At 60.9% G+C, this 18,412-nt stretch carries 15 protein-coding genes; 10 read left to right on the top strand and 5 right to left on the bottom strand.

The window, feature by feature from the left end:
- Positions 1–65: 65 nt before the first annotated feature.
- Positions 66–1,187 carry a beta-ketoacyl-ACP synthase III gene (locus tag U5822_RS14550; RefSeq protein ID WP_322856333.1) on the top strand — a complete coding sequence of 374 codons (1,122 nt, stop codon included), beginning with the start codon at positions 66–68 and terminating at the stop codon, positions 1,185–1,187.
- A gap of 6 nt (positions 1,188–1,193) precedes the next feature.
- Here the strand turns inward: U5822_RS14550 and U5822_RS14555 are convergent, their stop codons facing one another.
- Complete coding sequence (locus U5822_RS14555) at positions 1,194–1,601, bottom strand: acyl-CoA thioesterase (protein ID WP_322856334.1); 408 nt, start codon at positions 1,599–1,601, stop codon at positions 1,194–1,196.
- 92 nt (positions 1,602–1,693) lie between these two features.
- Here U5822_RS14555 and U5822_RS14560 point away from each other — a divergent pair, with 92 nt between their 5' ends.
- Genes U5822_RS14560 through dinG form a run of 5 tightly spaced genes read left to right on the top strand, consistent with a single transcriptional unit; the run spans position 1,694 to position 8,593 of the window.
- Positions 1,694–2,479 carry an MlaA family lipoprotein gene (locus tag U5822_RS14560; RefSeq protein ID WP_322856335.1) on the top strand — a complete coding sequence of 262 codons (786 nt, stop codon included), beginning with the start codon at positions 1,694–1,696 and terminating at the stop codon, positions 2,477–2,479.
- A 32-nt stretch (positions 2,480–2,511) separates the two neighbouring features.
- Positions 2,512–3,999 (top strand): DUF3336 domain-containing protein, encoded by a 1,488-nt coding sequence (locus U5822_RS14565; protein WP_322856336.1) that lies wholly within the window; start codon positions 2,512–2,514, stop codon positions 3,997–3,999.
- Positions 4,000–4,002: 3 nt separating this feature from the next.
- The gene (locus U5822_RS14570; RefSeq protein ID WP_322856337.1) at positions 4,003–5,664 is read left to right on the top strand and encodes an ExeA family protein; all 1,662 of its coding nucleotides are present in this window, start codon (positions 4,003–4,005) and stop codon (positions 5,662–5,664) included.
- Positions 5,665–5,666: 2 nt separating this feature from the next.
- Entirely contained in the window at positions 5,667–6,389 is a 723-nt protein-coding gene (locus tag U5822_RS14575) for a general secretion pathway protein GspB (protein ID WP_322856338.1), read from the top strand.
- The gene (gene dinG, locus U5822_RS14580) at positions 6,389–8,593 is read left to right on the top strand and encodes an ATP-dependent DNA helicase DinG (protein ID WP_322856339.1); all 2,205 of its coding nucleotides are present in this window, start codon (positions 6,389–6,391) and stop codon (positions 8,591–8,593) included. Before U5822_RS14575 ends, dinG begins: the two co-directional genes overlap by 1 nt.
- Positions 8,594–8,855: 262 nt before the next feature.
- Here the strand turns inward: dinG and U5822_RS14585 are convergent, their stop codons facing one another.
- The gene (locus U5822_RS14585; RefSeq protein WP_322856340.1) at positions 8,856–11,576 is read right to left on the bottom strand and encodes a winged helix-turn-helix domain-containing protein; all 2,721 of its coding nucleotides are present in this window, start codon (positions 11,574–11,576) and stop codon (positions 8,856–8,858) included.
- 242 nt (positions 11,577–11,818) lie between these two features.
- On the opposite strand from U5822_RS14585, the gene cysB reads away from it, so the two are divergent.
- Positions 11,819–12,796 carry an HTH-type transcriptional regulator CysB gene (gene cysB, locus U5822_RS14590; RefSeq protein ID WP_322856341.1) on the top strand — a complete coding sequence of 326 codons (978 nt, stop codon included), beginning with the start codon at positions 11,819–11,821 and terminating at the stop codon, positions 12,794–12,796.
- 28 nt (positions 12,797–12,824) lie between these two features.
- On the opposite strand, the gene U5822_RS14595 is transcribed toward cysB, so the two are convergent.
- On the bottom strand, positions 12,825–13,547 hold the full coding sequence (locus U5822_RS14595; RefSeq protein WP_322856342.1) for a phosphoadenylyl-sulfate reductase: 723 nt from the start codon (positions 13,545–13,547) through the stop codon (positions 12,825–12,827).
- 181 nt (positions 13,548–13,728) lie between these two features.
- Between U5822_RS14595 and thrH the strand changes: the two genes are divergently transcribed.
- Positions 13,729–14,343, top strand: coding sequence for a bifunctional phosphoserine phosphatase/homoserine phosphotransferase ThrH (thrH, locus tag U5822_RS14600; RefSeq protein ID WP_322856343.1), 615 nt, complete (start codon positions 13,729–13,731; stop codon positions 14,341–14,343).
- 49 nt (positions 14,344–14,392) lie between these two features.
- Here thrH and pabB read toward each other — a convergent pair whose 3' ends face one another.
- Positions 14,393–15,742: an aminodeoxychorismate synthase component I gene (gene pabB, locus U5822_RS14605; protein WP_322856344.1), complete on the bottom strand. Its 1,350-nt coding sequence runs from the start codon at positions 15,740–15,742 to the stop codon at positions 14,393–14,395.
- Between the two features lie 150 nt (positions 15,743–15,892).
- Between pabB and U5822_RS14610 the strand changes: the two genes are divergently transcribed.
- Entirely contained in the window at positions 15,893–16,477 is a 585-nt protein-coding gene (locus tag U5822_RS14610) for a hypothetical protein (protein ID WP_322856345.1), read from the top strand.
- A gap of 190 nt (positions 16,478–16,667) precedes the next feature.
- Positions 16,668–17,474 (top strand): DUF6160 family protein, encoded by an 807-nt coding sequence (locus U5822_RS14615; protein ID WP_322856346.1) that lies wholly within the window; start codon positions 16,668–16,670, stop codon positions 17,472–17,474.
- Between the two features lie 112 nt (positions 17,475–17,586).
- On the opposite strand, the gene U5822_RS14620 is transcribed toward U5822_RS14615, so the two are convergent.
- Complete coding sequence (locus U5822_RS14620; RefSeq protein ID WP_322856939.1) at positions 17,587–18,204, bottom strand: hypothetical protein; 618 nt, start codon at positions 18,202–18,204, stop codon at positions 17,587–17,589.
- Positions 18,205–18,412 lie beyond the last annotated feature (208 nt).

The raw sequence follows: 18,412 nt of genomic DNA on the forward strand, positions 1-18,412 counted from the left end.
TGTGTTAGTATTTCCGTCAGCTCACTAAATCCGTCCAGATTCCATAACCATGACGTGGGGTTCGTGTGATTAAAGCCGTCATTAGCGGAACCGGTCTCTATACACCGCCGGCGACCATCGACAACGACGAGCTGGTTGAAGCCTTCAACCAGTATGTAGAACAGTTCAATTCCGAACACGCGGATGAAATAGCCCGCGGCGACGTGGCGGCGTTGCAGCCATCCTCGTCGGCGTTCATCGAGAAGGCGTCGGGCATCAAGCGCCGGCATGTCATCAACAAGGATGGCATCCTGAACCCGGAGCGGATGACCCCGTCGATTCCGGAGCGCAGCAACGACGAGCGGTCCGTGCAATGTGAGATGGCGGTTGCCGCCTGTAATGAAGCGCTGGCCCAGGCGGGCAAGACCGCGGACGACGTCGATGCGGTGATTGTGGCCTGTTCGAATCTGCAGCGCGCCTACCCGGCCATCGCCATCGAGGTCCAGCAGGCCCTGGGTGTGAATGGTTTTGCCTACGACATGAACGTGGCCTGCAGTTCCGCCACTTTTGGCCTCCAGGCTGCGGTCAATTCGGTGGAAAACGGCGCGGCTCGTTCGGTACTGGTAGTCAGTCCGGAGATTTGCTCCGGTCACCTGAATTTCCGGGACCGTGACAGTCACTTTATCTTCGGGGATGCCTGCACCGCTATCCTGGTGGAGCGGGAAGAGAACACCCAACCCGGCTCGGGCTTCGAAATCCTCGGAACCAGTCTCAAGACTCAGTTCTCCAACAACATCCGCAACAACTTCGGGTTCCTGAACCGCGCCGACGAATCCGGTGTCGGCAAGCCGGACAAGCTGTTTATCCAGCAGGGTCGAAAGGTGTTCAAGGAAGTGTCGCCGCTGGTGGCCGAAACCATCCAGCACCAGCTCGAAGGCCTGTCCCTGACGCCGGATAACCTGCGTCGCATGTGGTTACATCAGGCCAATCTGAACATGAACCAACTGATTGCCCGGAAGGTGCTGGGCCGGGATGCCGATGCCGACGAGGCACCGGTAATTCTGGATGAGTACGCCAACACCAGCTCGGCCGGCTCGATCATTGCTTTCCACAAGCACAAGAGCGATCTGGTGTCTGGCGACATCGGCGTGATTTGTTCCTTCGGGGCCGGTTATTCCATCGGCAGCGTGGTCGTTCGCCGCCGTTAGGCGGGGTCAGTTGCTCGCCAGGTTCCGCAAGGCATCTGGCAGTCGGGTCGAGGTCCGGCTCTGCCGGTCAAACCAGACGACCTTGGCGTAGCCTTCCGCGTAGACTTCTCCAGTCTCGGCATCTTTCAGCAAGTGGTAGGTGTCGAGGCTGGTATTCCCTGCCTTGTCGGCGTATGTTTCCACCACCACGGTCGCCGGGTGGGTCAATTCCTTCAGAAACGTGGCGCTGGTCTTTATAATGACCGGCCCGGTGGGTTCATCGGGGCCGCCCAGACCAAGTGAGGCGAGCCAGACGATCCGCGCTTCCTCAAAAAAGCGGAAATACACGGTATTATTGGCGTGGCCGTATGCATCCATGTCGCCCCAGCGAAGCGGTGTGGTGATGGTATTTACCAGGTTTCCTGGTACGGACATTGGATTCCTCCGGGTCGATGGTCTTTATAACAATTACATGGCGCCCGATATTCTCGACGAACGGAAACGACTCAACAACCCAAGAGCAGAGCATGAGACAAGTTTTTTATTGGCGCAGAGGCCCGGTCCTGTTGCTGGCAGCGACGCTGCTGGCGGCCCAAGGCGGGCAGGTCCTGGCCCAGGCCGTGCAGGAGCCGGCTCCCGGTGGCTCTGCCCCGGTGACGGCCTCCGATCCCTATGAAAGCTGGAACCGGAAAGTCTTCCGGTTCAACGAAACCATCGACCGCTGGTTCCTCAAACCCGTCGCCCAGACCTATCGGGCCATCACGCCATCGGTGGTGGACCGGGGCGTCACCAACTTCTTCAATAACCTGCAGGAGGTGCGCAATTTTGCTAACAGCCTGTTCCAGTTGAAGGGGGAGTCGGCGGTGGTCGCGGCGGGGCGGTTCACCTACAACACGGTGTTCGGACTGGCCGGGATCTTTGACGTGGCCACGGCGTTCGACCTGCCGGAGCGGCCCGAGGACTTCGGTCAGACCCTGGGGTACTGGGGCGTTGGTTCCGGACCCTACCTGATGCTGCCGCTGCTTGGCCCTTCAAGCCCACGGCACGCCACCGGTTTGGGCATGGACATGGTTGTGCTGCCGTCGCCGTGGGACTACGCGGAGAGTCCGGAACGGTACTACGCCCGCGGGCTGCAGATCGTCGACACCCGCGCCGATCTGATTCCGGCGGAAAGCTTCATCTCCGGCGACAGCTACATTTTCGTGCGCAACGCATTCCTGCAGCGTCGGGAGTACCTCATCAACGACGGCAAGGTCACGGACGATCCCTTTGCAAACGGCGATGATGAAGATTTAATGCTGGAAGAATTCTAGGCCCGCGAGGCGGGCATGGCAGGAGGTGACCGGTGATCAGGGACCCAAGAATCAAGAAATTCCGCAAGATGCTGGCGGAGGCCCCCAATTACGAGGTCTGGAAGGCCGCCGCGCTGGAATTGGACTTTCTTGAGGGCAACGCCGAGTGGAAAGAGGATTTTGCCTCCGACCTGTACCACTATGAGTTGATCTACGACCGGCTCAGCAACCTGAAGCAGTACCGACAGCAGAACGACTTTGAGCGACTCAAACGTGCGCTGCGGGAGGGTCTGCATCACGACCTGGGCAACATGGGCAATCCGGCGCTCTACACCCATTCCCGGGTCGGTACCAAGCATCTGGTCGAGGAGTACATCACCCAGGTGTGCGAAGCCCTCGATTACCTGTGCGATCATCCGGTTCCCGGTTTCCCCATCGCCGACAAACTGCAGTTTTTCCGGGATACCCTGACCAGCTATGGCCGGCCGGCGTTGCTGCTCAGCGGCGGTGCGACCCTGGGCATGTTCCACTTTGGCGTGATCAAGGCGCTGTGGGAAAAGGGCTTGCTGCCCCAGGTCATCGCCGGCTCCAGCATTGGCGCCATCATCGCCGGCATTCTCGGCGTCCACACCGATGCCGAAATTCCGGAAATGCTGGTCCCGGAGAACCACGACCTGAGAGCCTGGAAGTGGCGCGGCCTGCTGAGCGCGGTCCGGGGCGATGGCCTGATGGACCAGGATCAGCTGAAGAGCTGTCTGCGCGCCAACATCGGCGAATACACCTTCGAAGAGGCGTATCAGCGGACCGGGCGGTCGATCAACGTCAGCGTGTCGCCGATACAGGCACACCAGAAGGCTCGGCTGCTGTGCGGTTACACCTCACCCTACCTGTTGGTGTGGAGCGCGGCCCTGGCGAGTGCGGCGGTGCCGGGCATCTTCCCGCCGGTGACGCTGATGAAAAAGGACCTCTACGGCAATGCACTGCCGTACATGCCTCGATTGAAATTCGTCGATGGCTCCGTGGTCAGTGACCTGCCGATTGAACGCCTGATGCATCTGTACGACGTCAATTTCACCATCGTCAGTCAGACCAACCCCCATGTGGTGCCATTCCTCGGCAATTACGGTCTGGATGAAAAACTGGCGGCCCCGAGTCTGCCCATGCACATCCTCAGATCGGAATTCCAATTCCACGGACGGGGCCTGTTCGATTACCTGAGAAAGCGACTGAAACCCGAGCTCCTGCGCCAGGTCTCCGGGCAGTTCTACACCATCATGGCCCAGCGCTACTCCGGCGACGTCACCATCGCGCCGAACTACTCGATTCGGGACTATCGACGCATGCTGTCCAATCCCGAGCCGGCCTACGTTCGCGAGATGATCCTCGCGGGCGAACGGGCGACCTGGCCGAAGGTCTCGATGATTCGTTCCCACGCGCGAATCTCCAAAACCCTGGAACGCTGCGTCCGCCGCCTGAAGCAGCAGAGTCGGCGAACCGCCGAACTCCGGCTGGTGAGCAACGCAGAGTCCGGTGAAGCCTAAGCCATGTACTACGACTTTTTCGGCTTTCGGGAACCTCCGTTCTCCATCGCGCCCGACCCCCGCTACCTCTACCTGAGCGAGCGCCACAAGGAAGCACTGGCGCACCTGATGTACGGGGTGCAGGGGCAGGGCGGTTTCATCGTGATTACCGGCGAAGTGGGCACCGGCAAGACCACGGTGTCTCGCTGTTTCATCGAGAACGCCCCGGACCACGTGGACATTGCCCTGATTCTGAACCCGCGGTTGTCCGCCCGCGAGCTGCTCTCTTCGATCTGTGATGAGATGGGCATTGGCCATCGCACCGAGGCGTCCATCAAGGAAATGGTGGACCTCATCAACCAGGACCTGCTCGAGGCCCACGCCGCCGGACGCCACAAGGTCCTGCTGATCGACGAGGCCCAGAACCTGTCCGCCGATGTGCTGGAGCAGCTCCGTCTGCTTACCAACCTGGAAACCGCGGAAAAGAAACTGCTTCAGATCGTACTGCTTGGGCAGCCGGAGCTGCAGCAGATCCTGGCGTTGCCGGAATTGCGCCAGCTGAACCAGCGGGTCACCGCACGTTATCACCTGGACGCCATTGGCAAAGCCGAGCTGGCCAACTATCTCCGATACCGGCTCAGCGTGGCGGGCATGCGCGGTGAGGTGTTTTCCCCCGGCGCCGTTGCCCGCCTGTATCGGGAAAGCCAGGGCATTCCCCGGCTGATCAACCTGATCAGCGATCGCGCGCTGCTCGGCGCCTACGCCGAGGGCGAACACGACATTACCGCGGCCCATATCCGCAACGCGGCCCGCGAGGTACGCGGCGATGCCACCGGCTCGGTAGCGGGCCGGGGCAAGGGTCGGTCGAGCCGGTACCTGATGCTGCTGGCGTCGCTGCTGCTGGCCGTGATCAGTACCGCCTGGCTGCTGGACCGCTGGCCCATCACCATGACCGATCTGCGCGCTGAGCTGGCGGAAACCTCGGAGCAGGCGGGACTGGTGGAACGTGAGGAGCCTGCCCCGGCCGCGCCGGTCGTGGAGCCCGAGGAACCGGAGACGCAGGCGTTCCGCTACCCCGAACAGGCCTCCGATTTGCCCGGTGCGTTCCGGTCCCTGTTCAGCCTGTGGGGATTGGATTATCAGCAGGCGGCGTTCCCCAGCGCCTGTCAATTTGCCCGCTCCGAGGGCCTGGACTGTCTGGAGCGTCAGGGTAGCCGGCGTAGCCTGGAGTTTCTGAACCGACCGGCGATGCTGGAAGTCCAGGACGACGCCGGTAACCGGGGTTATGTGGTGCTCAGCGGTCTGGACGGCGATAGCGCGCAAATCCTGACCCCATCCGGCCCCGCGGTGGTGACCTTCGCCAGCATCGAGCCCTTCTGGTTTGGCGGTTACCGCATTCTCTGGCAGCGACCGGAATTTCTGGACGACCGGGACAATGGCGGGCGCCGGGCCGAGCAGCTGTGGGTTGGCGCGCGCATGATGGAATTGGCGGACCGCTTCAGCTCATCGGTGACGGAAAACGGAAAGTTGAAACGTATGACCATGGACGAGCAGGTGCGCTGGTATCAGGATCTCAAGGGGCTCAGTGTTGATGGCATCGTCGGGGCCATGACCGTGATTCAGATTCACAACGATTTGGGGGCCGAGGTTCCACGCCTGGTGCCCGCGGCGTCGGCAGGCAGGTAGTTATGTCGTACATTCTCGATGCATTGCGGAAATCGGAAACCGAGCGGCGGCAGGGCCAGGTGCCCGACCTTGGTCATCAGGTCCAGCTGATCCACCGCCCCAAGAGCAGCAAGCCATCGCCGGTGCTCTGGGTGGTGTTGGCGCTGCTCGTTAACGCCGGTGTCCTTGCGGTGGTGTTCTGGCCCTATGGCGAATCGGTGACGGCAACCGCCAGCGGCCCGGTGTCCGCGGCCAGTGATGAGGCGGCGGTGCAACCGGCCCAGGCAGCCACGTCCGGGCAGGACACCGCTGAGTCGACGGCTGCTCTGGCGGAACCGGAAGCCGGGACACCGACCAACCCGGTGTCTGAACCCGCCCTGGCGCAGGGCGCGGAGCAGGAGCAGGTTCGCCCGGACCGCCAACGCCCGACCATCATTGAGCCCAGGACAAGCCCGAAGCAGGACAATCCGATATTGCCAGAACCCGTCTCGGCTGGCAGGGTACCGCACCTGGTAGAGCTCCCCGTTTCGTTTCAGAAGAGTGTTCCCGATTTGACCTTCAACAGCCACATCTATTCGTCCGATCCGTTCGCCAGCCGGGTGATGATCAACAACAACTACCTGCGCCGCGGGGACAGCTTTTCCGGACTCACGGTGGAACGGATCACCCAGGACGGGGTGGTCTTGAGTCGCCAGGGCCAGCATTTCCGGGTTGGCATCGTCCGGGACTGGGTGAGCCCGCGCTGATGGCGTTAAGTGACGACGTCAAACAGCAGATCCAGCAGGGCTATCGGGATGTCCTGGCGGGCAAGGACGTCAGGGCCCGCTATGGCCAGCGCCTGATGATTGCTGAAATCGCCAAGTACATGGGCGACATCACTGACAACGATGGCCAGCGCACTTCGCCACCCTCCGCCTGTGTGGTCGAGGCCGGTACCGGTACCGGCAAGACCCTGGCTTACTTGCTGGCGGCCATTCCCGTCGCCAAGGCCCTGGGCAAGACCCTGGTCATTTCAACGGCCACGGTGGCGCTGCAGGACCAGATCGTCCTGAAGGACCTGCCGGACCTGCGCAAGCACAGCAAACTGGATTTCAACTGGACTCTGGCCAAGGGCCGCGGCCGCTATCTGTGCATGTCCCGACTGGAGGCACGGCTGCACGATGAGGGTAACGGCGACAGCGACACCATGCCGCTGTTCCTGCTGGACGGTCCTCAGGGCGAAGAACCGGGATCCAAGGCCTTCTTTGAGGAAATGCTGGCCAGTTATGGTTCCCGGGAGTGGGACGGGGACCGCGATCATTGGCCGGAACAGATTCCGGATGATACCTGGCGCCAGGTCACGACCGACCACCGGCAGTGCACCAATCGCCACTGCAGCTATTTCGACAGCTGCGCCTTCTTCGACGCCCGAAAAGATCTGGACGACGCCGACGTGGTGGTCGCCAATCACGACCTGGTGCTGGCGGATCTGGCGCTGGGCGGCGGCGCCATCCTGCCGGAACCGGAAAACGCCCTGTTCATCTTTGACGAGGCCCACCATCTGCCGGACAAGGCGCTGAATCATTTTGCCGCCTCGGTACCCCTGAACGCCACGCGTCAGTGGCTCAAGCAACTGTCCCAGGCATTGACCAAAATGCAGCCGTTCCTGGCGCCGGGGACCCAGGCCGCCAAGTTGCTCGATCGCATCAGCACCGCTTCACGGGATGTCGATCTGGTGTTGACCCGGGTCTACGAGGACGCGGAGCAGAACACCGGCTGGGAGTTCAACGATGAACGCCGCACGGCCCAATGGCGCTACCCGGAGGGCGAATTGCCGGAAACACTGGCCGAGCTGGCGGCGGAGGCGCGCATCGCCACCGCGAATCTGACCCGGCACCTCGGCAGCTTGGCGGACGATTTGCAGGGAGCGTTCGACGAACGCAAGGACCACGAAATCGACCGGGACACGGCGGAAGCCTGGTACCCGGTGATTGGCTCGTTCCACAGCCGGGCCGAGGACCAGCTTCGCCTCTGGGCCGCCTGGTGTGACCAGCCGGGCGGCACCCAATCTGGCGATCAGACCAAGCCCGACCAGAGCGGGGAGGCCGAGGAGCCCCAACGCACCGGCTACAAGAGTCCGGCTCCGGCCCGTTGGGCGGTGAAGCAGCGCTGGGACCATGCCGAGGACATCACGCTCTACAGCTCGCCGGTGTTGGCGGACAATCTGCTTTATGCTCGTCTCTGGTCGAGGGCCTACGGTTCTGTGCTAACCAGCGCGACGCTGACGGCGCTCGGCCGGTTTGATCGCTTGCGTGCCCGGGCCGGCTTGCCGGAATCCAGCCGCTATCTGGTGGTGCCCAGCTCCTTCCGCTACGGTGAGATGGCCACGGTGGAAGTGCCCGCCATGTCGGTCATGCCCACCGATGACGGCTTCGGCGACGCCTTGGTTGAGCGCCTCCCGGACCTCTGGGCCGGGGAAAAGGCCACCTTGGTGCTCTTTACCTCCCGACGTCAGATGCAGCAGGTTCGTGATGCCCTGGCGCCGGAGTATCCGGAGCTGATCATCACCCAGGATGACATGGCCAAGGGCGAGGTGCTACGGCAGCACTGCAACCGGGTGGATGAGGGCCGGCCCAGCGTGTTGTTCGGCGTCGCCAGCTTTGCCGAAGGCATTGACCTGCCGGGGAAATACCTGCATCACGTGGTCATTACCCGGCTGCCGTTCTCGGTCCCGGACGATCCGATCGAAGCCAGCCTTGCCGAGTGGGTGACCCAGCGAGGGGGCAATCCCTTCATGGAGATCACCGTACCGGACGCGTCCATCAAACTGGTCCAGGCAGTGGGCCGGCTTCTGCGTACCGAGCAGGATACCGGCCGGGTCACCATTCTGGACCGTCGGATCGTGACCCGTCGTTACGGGCAGTTGCTGCTGGATGCCTTGCCGCCGTTCCGGCGCGTCATCGAGCGCTAACCACAGAAGCATTTTCTCTCAATAAAAAAAGAGCCAGCCCGGGAAGGGTGGCTCTTGTCGAAGGGGTTCAAATGAACCCGGGGCGTCGAAACAACGCGGAACAAGAAGTCTGAAGGCCTGAAGTTTCAGAATTCTCCGATGAGGTTTCCCTCACCATGGAAAGCATCATAGGGGATCAGGGGGCGTAGCCGGATCGTCCAAAGGGCGTAGTCCCGCCGATTAGATCGGCCAAAGTGTGAGGTCGGTCACAAATTAGCCTGCGTCACCGGGATAGCAGGCCCAGCTCCCGCGCCCGGGCCAGGGCTTCCGTTCGCCGTCCCACACCCAGCTTGCCGTACAGGTTGCGGATATGGGCCTTCACGGTTGCTGGAGCCACCGCCATCCGGCTGGCAATGTCCTTGTTGGAGTGGCCGTCATGAATCAACGCCAGCACCTCCATTTCGCGCTGGCTGAGGGGCTCCGGCAGAAGCGCCGGGTTGGCCGTCGTTTGCGCGCCGGGGCCTGCGGGCCCCGGTTGATCGTCCGGCTCGGCCGGCCGGCAGCCACCGAGCAGGGTGCGAAGGTCCTGGTTCCAGGCGCCGGGAGCCTGGAGGGCCGGCAAGGCTCGAACCAGGGTCTGAAGTCGCGGGCTTTCCTCACTGAACAAACGCAGGAAGCCCGCCTCGGACGCCTTGGCCATTGCCCGGTCGAGCATCTCCACGGCTTCCTCGTGCCGCCCCTGCAGATCCAGGGCCTCACCGTAGACCAGCAGGATTTCCACCAGATGACGGTTGTGGGCGTTGCGTTCGGCCGCCGACAACAAGCTGCTCAGGATTTCCTGGGCCCGATCCGGCTGACCCAATGCCACCTGAACCCGCGCGCAACTGATCAGATACTGCTCCCGGTTGAGCGGATTGCTGAAGGACCCGGCATCGGCTGGGTCGAGGCATTCGAGGGCTTGGTCCGGGTGGCCTGCAGCCAGGTAACAGCGGGCCAGAAGGGCCGAACTGGCGGGCGGTTCGAACACGATGTGGTCGCGCCGCTTGCGGCCGATCCGGACGGCGTCCTCCAGCACCTCGAAGGCCTCCTGCAACCGGCCCTCGCTGAAGGCCAGATGGCCGCGGACGTATTGAATGATCACGTGCTGGCCGGGTTCGGTACCTCGATCCACGTGTTCCAGGAGCGGCGCGAGGTGAGCTGCGGCCAGGTCCGGCTGATTCCGTTCCCGGTAGATCTCCGCCAGGGCACTGTTCTGCCAGCAGGAGATCAGCCGTGGCTGACTCGGATCGGCGTAATGTTGGTCTACCCAGGCCCGCACGTCGGTGCAGGTGCTCAGGGCCTGTTCGATATCGCCCCGGTTGTACTGGATCCAGGCCAACAGCCCGCCACTGGACAGCACGGTACTGGGCTTGCGTTCGAGCTGGCCGTAGCGAATCGCGGACAAGAGCGCGTCCTCGGCGTCCAGCAGCAATCCCTCACCAAAATAGTCCAGTCCAACCCCGTAGTAAGTGACCGATTTCAGGGGGATTTGGGTGTGGTCGATGTCCTTGAGCACCTGTCGGGTGAGCACGCTGGCGCTCCTGTCGTCGCTGCGGGTGCGGGCCAGGTAGGAGCGGATCAGCGAGATCTCACTCTGCAGACCGAGGGCGCCCTCGGCGTCTGGATGGGAGTCTGCCACCCGACGGTCGAGCAGATCTTCGAGGGTGGTGAGCAGCGGGTCCAGGGTATCCAGGCGATTGGCGAAGAACAGGGCCCAGCAGCGCAGCATCTGGATTTGCGGGCTGTCGTGAATCAGTTCCGGCGGCAGCGATTCAATCCACTCCAGCACGGGCAAGTGATAGCCGCCGTGAATCAGGTTGTTGCCGTGTTCGGCGAGCACGCTGGCCAGCCAGGGCCAGTCCGCTTCCTTCACGATCTGCAGGATGCCGTCCTGGACGTGACCGTGGTCCAGCAACCAGTCCACGGTCTTGCGCCAGAGACTGCGGGCGCGGTCCGGGTCCAGATGTCGGATCCGATGCAGTAGCGCGTCCCGGAACAGGTCATGGTACCGAAACCACTGGCTCTGGGTGTCGAGGGGAATCAGGAACAGGTTCTGGCTCAGCAGGTGTTCCAACCACTGCTGGCTGTCCTGGCTACCGCGGATCGCATCGCACAGGGAGCCGCACAGGCGAGGGCAGTGAGCGGTGTCCAGGAGAAATTCGGTGGCGGCTGCCGACTGCTGGGAGAGCACCTCGCTCAGAACGTAGTCGCTGATGTGTCGTTCATCCACCTGGAGCCGGGGTGCCGAGGTTGGCTGGGGCTCTTGCCCGCGGGCTCCCGTCAGGGCCGTCAGTTGCATCGCCGCCACCCAGCCCTCGGTCCTGCGGCAAATGGCGTCGGCCTCGCTGTCGCTCAGATCAAGTCCCATGGTGTCCTGGAAGAACTGACGGCATTCGCCTTCGGAAAACGCCAGCAGCGCTGGATGAATGTCCTCAATCCAGCGACGCACCCGCCACCGGGCCAGGGGCAGGGGCGGTTCGGTGCGCGAGGCCAGGGTGACGGTAACGGACGGGGGCAGGTAGTCGATCAGGTAGGCCAGTGCCCGGAGGATGCGATCGTCGCGGATCAGGTGAAAGTCGTCCAGCACCAGGGCCCATTGCCCACCATCGGCCGCCAGTTGGTTGATGAGGGCGGTGATCGTCCCTGTCGCGGTTTCGTCCTGGTCGTGAACCAGCAGGGGCTTGCAGGCCTCAAGACCGGGCAGACCGGCGTGCTCGAAGGCTCCGATCAGGTACTGCCAGAAGCGTCTGGGCTCGTCGTCGTGTTCATCCAGGGACAGCCAGGCTGTCGACCCGGTCGAACGCGCGCGCCACTGCGCCACCAATGTGGTTTTGCCGAATCCCGCTGGCGCAACCACCAGGTTCAAACGTTTGGCGTCCGCCGGCTCCAGCAGCATGTTCAACCGGTCGCGTCGGATGGCTCGGCGATCGGTGGAGGGGCGCAGGAATTTGGTGGTCAACAGCATGGCGGCTCTGGTTACAACGGGTGTCGATACCGGATTGTGTGGGATGCCGTGTGCAAGTCAAGGGCCATGCAACAAAGTAGAGCGTTGTCCGGCGCTTTAATGCAATTTTGGTCTAAACTTTGATCAGGGCAATACCTATATTAAAAAAGAATGAAAAATAGTGTTTTTATGCGTACGCTAAGATTCAGCCACTGCCCCGTGCCACCCTCCGAAGACCGGAATTCCAGGGAGCAACCGATTCAATGAAATTACAACAGTTGCGATATATCTGGGAGGTCGCACACCACGACCTGAATGTGTCCGCGACCGCGCAAAGCCTTTTCACCTCACAGCCCGGGATTTCCAAGCAGATTCGGTTGCTTGAGGACGAACTGGGTCTTGAGGTCTTCGCCAGAAGCGGCAAGCACCTGACCCGCATCACCCCCGGTGGCGAAATCATCATTCGGGAAGCCGGCGAGATTCTGCGCCGGGTCGAGGGCATCAAGAAGATCGCCCAGGAGTTCAGTAACCAGCGCCAGGGTGACCTCAGTATCGCCACCACTCATACCCAGGCCCGCTACGCCCTGCCGCCGATCATCAGTGGGTTCATCGAATCCTACCCGGACGTGTCCCTGCACATGCATCAGGGCACCCCCATGCAGATCTCGGAAATGGCCGCCAATGGTGCGGTCGATTTTGCCATTGCCACCGAGGCCATGGAGCTGTTCAACGACCTGATCATGATGCCGTGCTATAGATGGAACCGCAGCGTGATCGTGCCCAGGAACCATCCCCTGGCCCAGATGGAGGAGCTGACCCTGCCGCAACTGGCGGAATACCCGCTGGTCACCTACGTGTTTGGATTCACTGGCAGGTCCAAGCTGGATGAGGCGTTCCAGTCCCAGGGACTGACGCCCAAGGTGGTGTTTACCGCGGCCGATGCCGATGTCATCAAGACCTACGTCCGGCTGGGTCTGGGGGTCGGCATCATTGCCAGTATGGCGTTCGATCCAAAGGCGGATCCGGACCTGGTCGCGCTGGATGCCCGCAAACTGTTCCGGCCCAGCGTCACTCGGATTGGTTTCCGGAAGGGGACCTTCCTCAGGGGCTACATGTACGACTTCATCGAGCGTTTCGCTCCCCATCTCACCAAGGAGCGGGTGGACGAAGCGGTGGCCCATCAGGGCAGTCGCTCAGAGATTGAAGAACTGTTTCGGGATGTGGAGCTGCCCACCTACTGATCCGGTGGGCAGGGCACTGACCGGTTTCCTATTCCTTGGCGATCAGGTTGTCGGCGTGCAGGCCGCACTCTTTCTTGGTCGCCTCTTCCCACCACCAGCGACCCTCGCGCTCGTGCTGACCGGGTAGAACCGGACGGGTGCACGGTTGGCAGCCGATGCTGATGAAGCCTTTCTCATGGAGTTCGTTGTAGGGGGCTTCGGACATGCGGATGTAATCCCAGACCTCCTTGGAGGTCCAATTGGCCAGGGGGTTGAACTTCACCAGGGTTTTGTCCGGGGTGGAAAACGCGGTGTCTTCCTGGACCACGGGCACGTCATTGCGGGTTCCGGGGCTCTGGTCCTTGCGTTGGCCGGTAATCCAGGCGTCTACGGTGGCGAGCTTGCGCCGCAGCGGGTTCACTTTGCGAATGCCACAGCACTCGGAGTGACCATCCTCGTAAAAGCTGAACAAGCCCTTGCGATTCACCAGGTCCTGGATCTCGGCGGCGTCCGGGAACAGCACCTCGATGTCAATGCCGTAGTGCTTGCGGACCCGCTCTATGAATTCGTAGGTTTCCGGGTGCAGGCGGCCGGTGTCCAGGGTAAACACTTTCAGGTTGTCCGTGAGCCGGTGGGCCATTTCAATCAACACGACGTCTTCGGCCCCGCTGAAGGAGATGGCGATATTGTCGTACGTCTTGAGGGCAGCTTTGAGGATGGCGCGGGGGCTCTGGCCCTCAAGCTCGTCACGAAGCGTTTGGATATCCGTCATGTTTGCCTGCTGTCTGGTCTAAATGAGTGAAAAGACTACCATTAAATGCTTCATTGCCTGAAGTAATGAGGATCTATATGGTTATGCCCGATGCATTCCCGGGCGGTTTTTCTTATTATACGGCGCAACTCAAATCGGAGCCCGGGCTCCGGGACACCCAACTGTTTATCAGGAGATCACTGTGGAACTGGCTTGCCTTGACCTCGAAGGAGTATTGATTCCGGAAATCTGGATCGCGTTTGCCGAGAAAACCGGTATTGAAGAACTCAAGGCGACCACCCGCGATGTGCCGGACTACGATGTGCTGATGACCCAGCGTCTGAAACTGCTGGACCAGCATGGATACGGCCTGCCACAGATTCAGGAAGTAATTGGTGGCCTTGACCCGCTGCCGGGTGCACGGGAATTCCTGGACTGGCTCCGGGAGCGGTTCCAGGTGGTGATCCTGTCCGACACCTTCTATGAGTTTGCCATGCCGCTGATGGCCAAGTTGGGTTTCCCGGCCCTGCTGTGCCACAAACTGGAAGTCGCCGAGAATGGCCAGATTACCGACTACCTGCTGCGTCAGCGCGACCCCAAGCGCCAGTCGGTCCGGGCGTTCCAATTGTTGAACTACCGGGTCATCGCCGCCGGTGATTCCTACAACGACACCACCATGCTGGGGCAGGCCGAGGCCGGCATCCTGTTCCACGCGCCGCAGAATGTCATCGACGAGTTCCCGCAGTTCCCGGCGGTACATAACTTTGAAGACCTGAAGCAGGAATTCCTCAAGGCAAGCGCGGTTCACACCGCGTAATCGGGAAGTCCGGGAGCCGAAGCCGTGCCAGCGCCGGGGCGCGGCTTCCTCAGATTGTCAGATCCTGCAAAAACCGCATCAAGGGCGCCACTTTGGTCAGGGTTTCCTGATACTCCGCCTGCGGGTCCGAATCGGCGACTATCCCGCCACCACCACAGCAGCGAATGACGCCATCGCCGGTGCAAACCAGGGTACGGATGGCAATGCTGCTGTCGAGTCGTCCACCCAGGCCGTAGAAAAACACCGATCCGCAGTAGGGGCCCCGTGCGTGGGGTTCCAGCTCCTTGATGATTTCCATGGCCCGGAGCTTTGGCGCGCCGGTGATGGAGCCGCCTGGAAAGGCATCGATGAACGCCTTCAGGGGGGACACACCCTCCCGCAATTCCGCCCGAATGTGACTGACCAGGTGGTGGACGTTCTGGTAGGACTCCAGGGCGAACAGCTGATCGACCCGCACGGATTGGGGCTTGGCATTCACGCTTAGGTCGTTCCGCAGGAGGTCAACGATCATCAGGTTTTCCGCCCGATCCTTCTCAGAGTCCTGCAATTCGAGCGCGAACGATTGGTCCTCGGCCTCGGTACGCCCCCTGGGCCGCGTGCCCTTGATCGGACTGGTTTTCACAACGCCATCGTCGATTTCCAGAAACCGTTCCGGGGAAATCGAAAGGATCGAAAAGTCGGAGCCACGGATGAAGGCGCTGTAGGGCGTTGGGTGGGTGCCGGTCAGGGCCTCGAATGCGTGCCAGGGATCGCCCTGATACCGACCGCTGAACTCCTGCGACAGGTTTGCCTGGTAGCAATCCCCCGCCTCGATGTAGTCCTTGACCGTCTGGACACTGGCTTCGAACGCGGATTGGGGTTGAGTGGCCTGAAAAGGCGCGGTCATTGTCCACGGTGGGGCTACTTTGGCGGCGGGAGTGTCGCGCCAGTGCTCGACCTTTGCGCGCACGGCGTCGGGGCACTGGTCGTGAAAACGCAGGAAGTACTCCCCGGTTTTTCGATTGTAAGACGCCATCCAGAGGAAAAGACGGGCTTGCAGTACCGGGGTCGGCAGAGGGCCTGACAGCGCCCGCAGCTTTTTTTCCTTCAGATAGCCCAGTTCATAGCTCACGAAGCCGACGATACCGCCTGCCGGTATCTCCGCGTTCTCCCCCTGAAAGTGGTACCGCTGCCTGAGCTCGTCCAGTTCTGTGACCGCATTCTGCACGCTTTGCGGCGCACGATCACGGTCCCGAAGTTCATAGCTGGACGTCGAGAGCGCCGAGAAGAAGCTCCATTCGCCGGTGTCGCCACTGGTTCCTGTGCTGCCCAGATAGACGAAGTCGTCATGCTGGCAGGCATGGGCCTGGAGTCTGGTGAACAGGTCCCGGTCGATGGGCTGGGCTGCAACGTCAGTCAAATTTGCTCCGCTAAATTCTCGAAAACGCCAACGCAATCAAATAATGGTCGGCGGGTCAGATGATGTAATAAACGCCATTCGCCGGTGCTTATTCTACACCGTCGCCGGTGAGGATAACTCCGCAAACCCAATAAGAATGGATGTGCCTCTATGATTTCCGTTAAAGGTCTTGTTACTGCCGCAGCGATGACGGCAACGCTGGTTACCTCAACGCCCGTTTTCTCAGACTCTATTACTTTGCCGGCCAATTCGCCCCTCAAAGACGGTCAGGTCAGTGAAGAGGAGCTAGCCGGTATCCTCGCGGCTGCCCAGACCCAATTGATTCGGCTCACCGATGAGGCGACGAAAGCCTACAGAGGCCAGCTGACGGATGCCAGGCCCAATATGCCTTCCGCCTGGATGTTGATGAAAGACGGCACCACCGTGAAACGGATCAGCCTCGGAGAGCAGGGGGCGGAGGTGCCTGCGTCTGCCCGTATCTATATGTATCGGGCGGCCATCAAGGCCATAGCACAGGGTGGCGAGATCAATGCGGCCGCCATTCTCTATACCGGCCGGGTCAGCCCCGACAGTGAGGTAGAAGCCTTGGTCATCGAGCATGAGCACCGCTTGGGGGTTTCTGCCAACAAGGTCATCGGTTTTACGGTCGAGGGCGAAGACCTGCGGTGGGCCGAGCCCGTGTCCCAGAGCAAGCCGTTTGAGTGGTTTTATGACCAGGAAAGCAAAAAAGGCTGATGTTCAATCGGATTCACTGAGAACCAGTCGTGGTTTGTTTCCTTGTGTAACCGATCGGTTAAAGACTGTGACTAGAGTCACGGACTAGGACTGTAAAACAATCTTAAATGGGTTTGTGGAGTCAGGGAACTCCGCACTCAACATCAAAACTCAGATAATAAAGAAAATGAGTTTCCAAGGAGATAAGAATATGAAAGGCCTGAAGAAAATTGCTCTCGCGACTGCCGTAGCCGCGGCTCCCTTCGCTGCCCACGCCGATCTGCAAGCCATGGATGACACCGCCATGTCCAGCGTGACCGGTCAGGCGGGTGTGACCATCGAACTCGAAACCCAGGTCAGCATCGGTCAGTTCCGCTACACGGATGAAGGCTCCTTCGTAGTTAACGACATCGTGTTGGGTGGTTCTGGTGTTGCCGGTGGCGCGGGTTCCAACCTGTTGGACGACCTGAAAATCGATATCGACGTTCTGGCTGACGGCGACGCTGTAATCCACGTTGGCTCTATCTCAGGTAACCCGATTGACTGGGGTATGACAGCCAGCTCCATGGCGCTCGTGGGCGGCACTGACTCCACCACCCTGATCTCCAACCTGAGCGGCCACGGTGCTCTCGGCGCGCTGGACATCGTTGTTGATACCGCCACTGACACCCTGAACCTGGACGTTGCCTTCAACGTGGTCGATATGGACTTCGACGTTGAGTTCCTGGGTGTTGGTATTCGTGACATGGCGATCATGGGTAGCCAGTTCTTCGAGGAAGTAGCTGCTGGTGGCGCTCCTTCTACTGCCGCTGGTCTGTTTGCCGTCGCCAGTGTTGACGTCTATAAAGGCGCAGGCCTGACTGGCTCTTCAGCCACTGACGTACTGCGGATTGATGTTTCTGACATCACCATGGACATGAACATCGGTGCGATCGAGATCGGTGGTGCCTCCATCGGTTCCGTGGCTATGGACAACCTGTCCATCACCAACACCAGCATGGCTGTCTACGGTCACTAAGCTGACCTGATAGCTGCACTGGTAGAACGCCCCGCCCAGCGGGGCGTTTTTCGTTGGGCAGCACCCCAAAAAAAACGGCAACCCGTGGGTTGCCGTTTTTGCATTCGGTTGTTTACTGGTCGGGCACTTTGATGGACAGGTCAAAGCCGCCGCCAGGGCGTGGAGTGAGGCTTATGGGGCCCTCGTTAATGCCCTCTGGCACCTGAATCCGGTCAATGCCCGGCGGATTGCCGATGGAAAAGTTCAGATTCTGACCATCAAAGCCAATACCCAGCTGATCGTTCAGGAAGGTCTGGGTAAAGGGCTCTTCGGGAATCTGGGCTTGTTGCCCGAAGATGATCGGAGGAATGGTTGGGGTGAACTCGGCGGGCGGTTGGGCGCGCGCCAGTTCGTCCTGCGGCAGCAGCAGAGCGCGACGCAGAAATTCCTCTTCGGCGCTTTTCAGCGCGTCTTTGCTGCCCGCCTCCACATAACGCTGGAGGGCATCCCGATAGGCCTCCTCCTCGGCTTCGGTCAGCACCGGTTCTCCGGGCGAGATGGTCAGTGAACGAAGAATGCGCTGTCGATCGGCATCGGATTTTCGCTGTTCCTTGGGTACGATGATGACGGCCGAATCCTTGACGTAGGTTTCGACCATTTCATCGGACGTCAGCGCCTGAACGCCCGACAGGGCAGGCATGGAAACAGCGGCTCCGGCAATCGATGCGGCGAGCAAATGAAAGCGTTTCATATCAAGCCCTTCCTGCAGGAACTTACGTGGTCTGGTGGCGCGCGGAGCGGAAATTTTCGCCAAAACGCGTCGCGATATGGTTAGTATTTGACTTGTCCATGGGCATTTCAAGCGGGTTTTGGTCGGGTTGTGATCAGATTCGTTGAAACGCCAGTATTGTTTTGAGATATCGGCGTTGCGCGCCTCAGGGCCGCTGCGCCACCTCCGC

The sequence above is a fragment of the Marinobacter qingdaonensis genome (genome assembly GCF_034555935.1).
GTDB classification, from domain to species: domain Bacteria; phylum Pseudomonadota; class Gammaproteobacteria; order Pseudomonadales; family Oleiphilaceae; genus Marinobacter; species Marinobacter qingdaonensis.

What these genes read in the sequence shown, in the direction of transcription:
- U5822_RS14555 (WP_322856334.1), bottom strand. Translation starts at nt 1,601, where the DNA reads ATGTCCGTACCAGGAAACCTGGTAAATACCATCACCACACCGCTTCGC.
- U5822_RS14560 (WP_322856335.1), top strand. Translation starts at nt 1,694, where the DNA reads ATGAGACAAGTTTTTTATTGGCGCAGAGGCCCGGTCCTGTTGCTGGCA.
- U5822_RS14570 (WP_322856337.1), top strand. Translation starts at nt 4,003, where the DNA reads ATGTACTACGACTTTTTCGGCTTTCGGGAACCTCCGTTCTCCATCGCG.
- U5822_RS14575 (WP_322856338.1), top strand. Translation starts at nt 5,667, where the DNA reads ATGTCGTACATTCTCGATGCATTGCGGAAATCGGAAACCGAGCGGCGG.
- dinG (WP_322856339.1), top strand. Translation starts at nt 6,389, where the DNA reads ATGGCGTTAAGTGACGACGTCAAACAGCAGATCCAGCAGGGCTATCGG.
- U5822_RS14585 (WP_322856340.1), bottom strand. Translation starts at nt 11,576, where the DNA reads ATGCTGTTGACCACCAAATTCCTGCGCCCCTCCACCGATCGCCGAGCC.
- cysB (WP_322856341.1), top strand. Translation starts at nt 11,819, where the DNA reads ATGAAATTACAACAGTTGCGATATATCTGGGAGGTCGCACACCACGAC.
- U5822_RS14595 (WP_322856342.1), bottom strand. Translation starts at nt 13,547, where the DNA reads ATGACGGATATCCAAACGCTTCGTGACGAGCTTGAGGGCCAGAGCCCC.
- U5822_RS14610 (WP_322856345.1), top strand. Translation starts at nt 15,893, where the DNA reads ATGATTTCCGTTAAAGGTCTTGTTACTGCCGCAGCGATGACGGCAACG.
- U5822_RS14615 (WP_322856346.1), top strand. Translation starts at nt 16,668, where the DNA reads ATGAAAGGCCTGAAGAAAATTGCTCTCGCGACTGCCGTAGCCGCGGCT.
- U5822_RS14620 (WP_322856939.1), bottom strand. Translation starts at nt 18,204, where the DNA reads ATGAAACGCTTTCATTTGCTCGCCGCATCGATTGCCGGAGCCGCTGTT.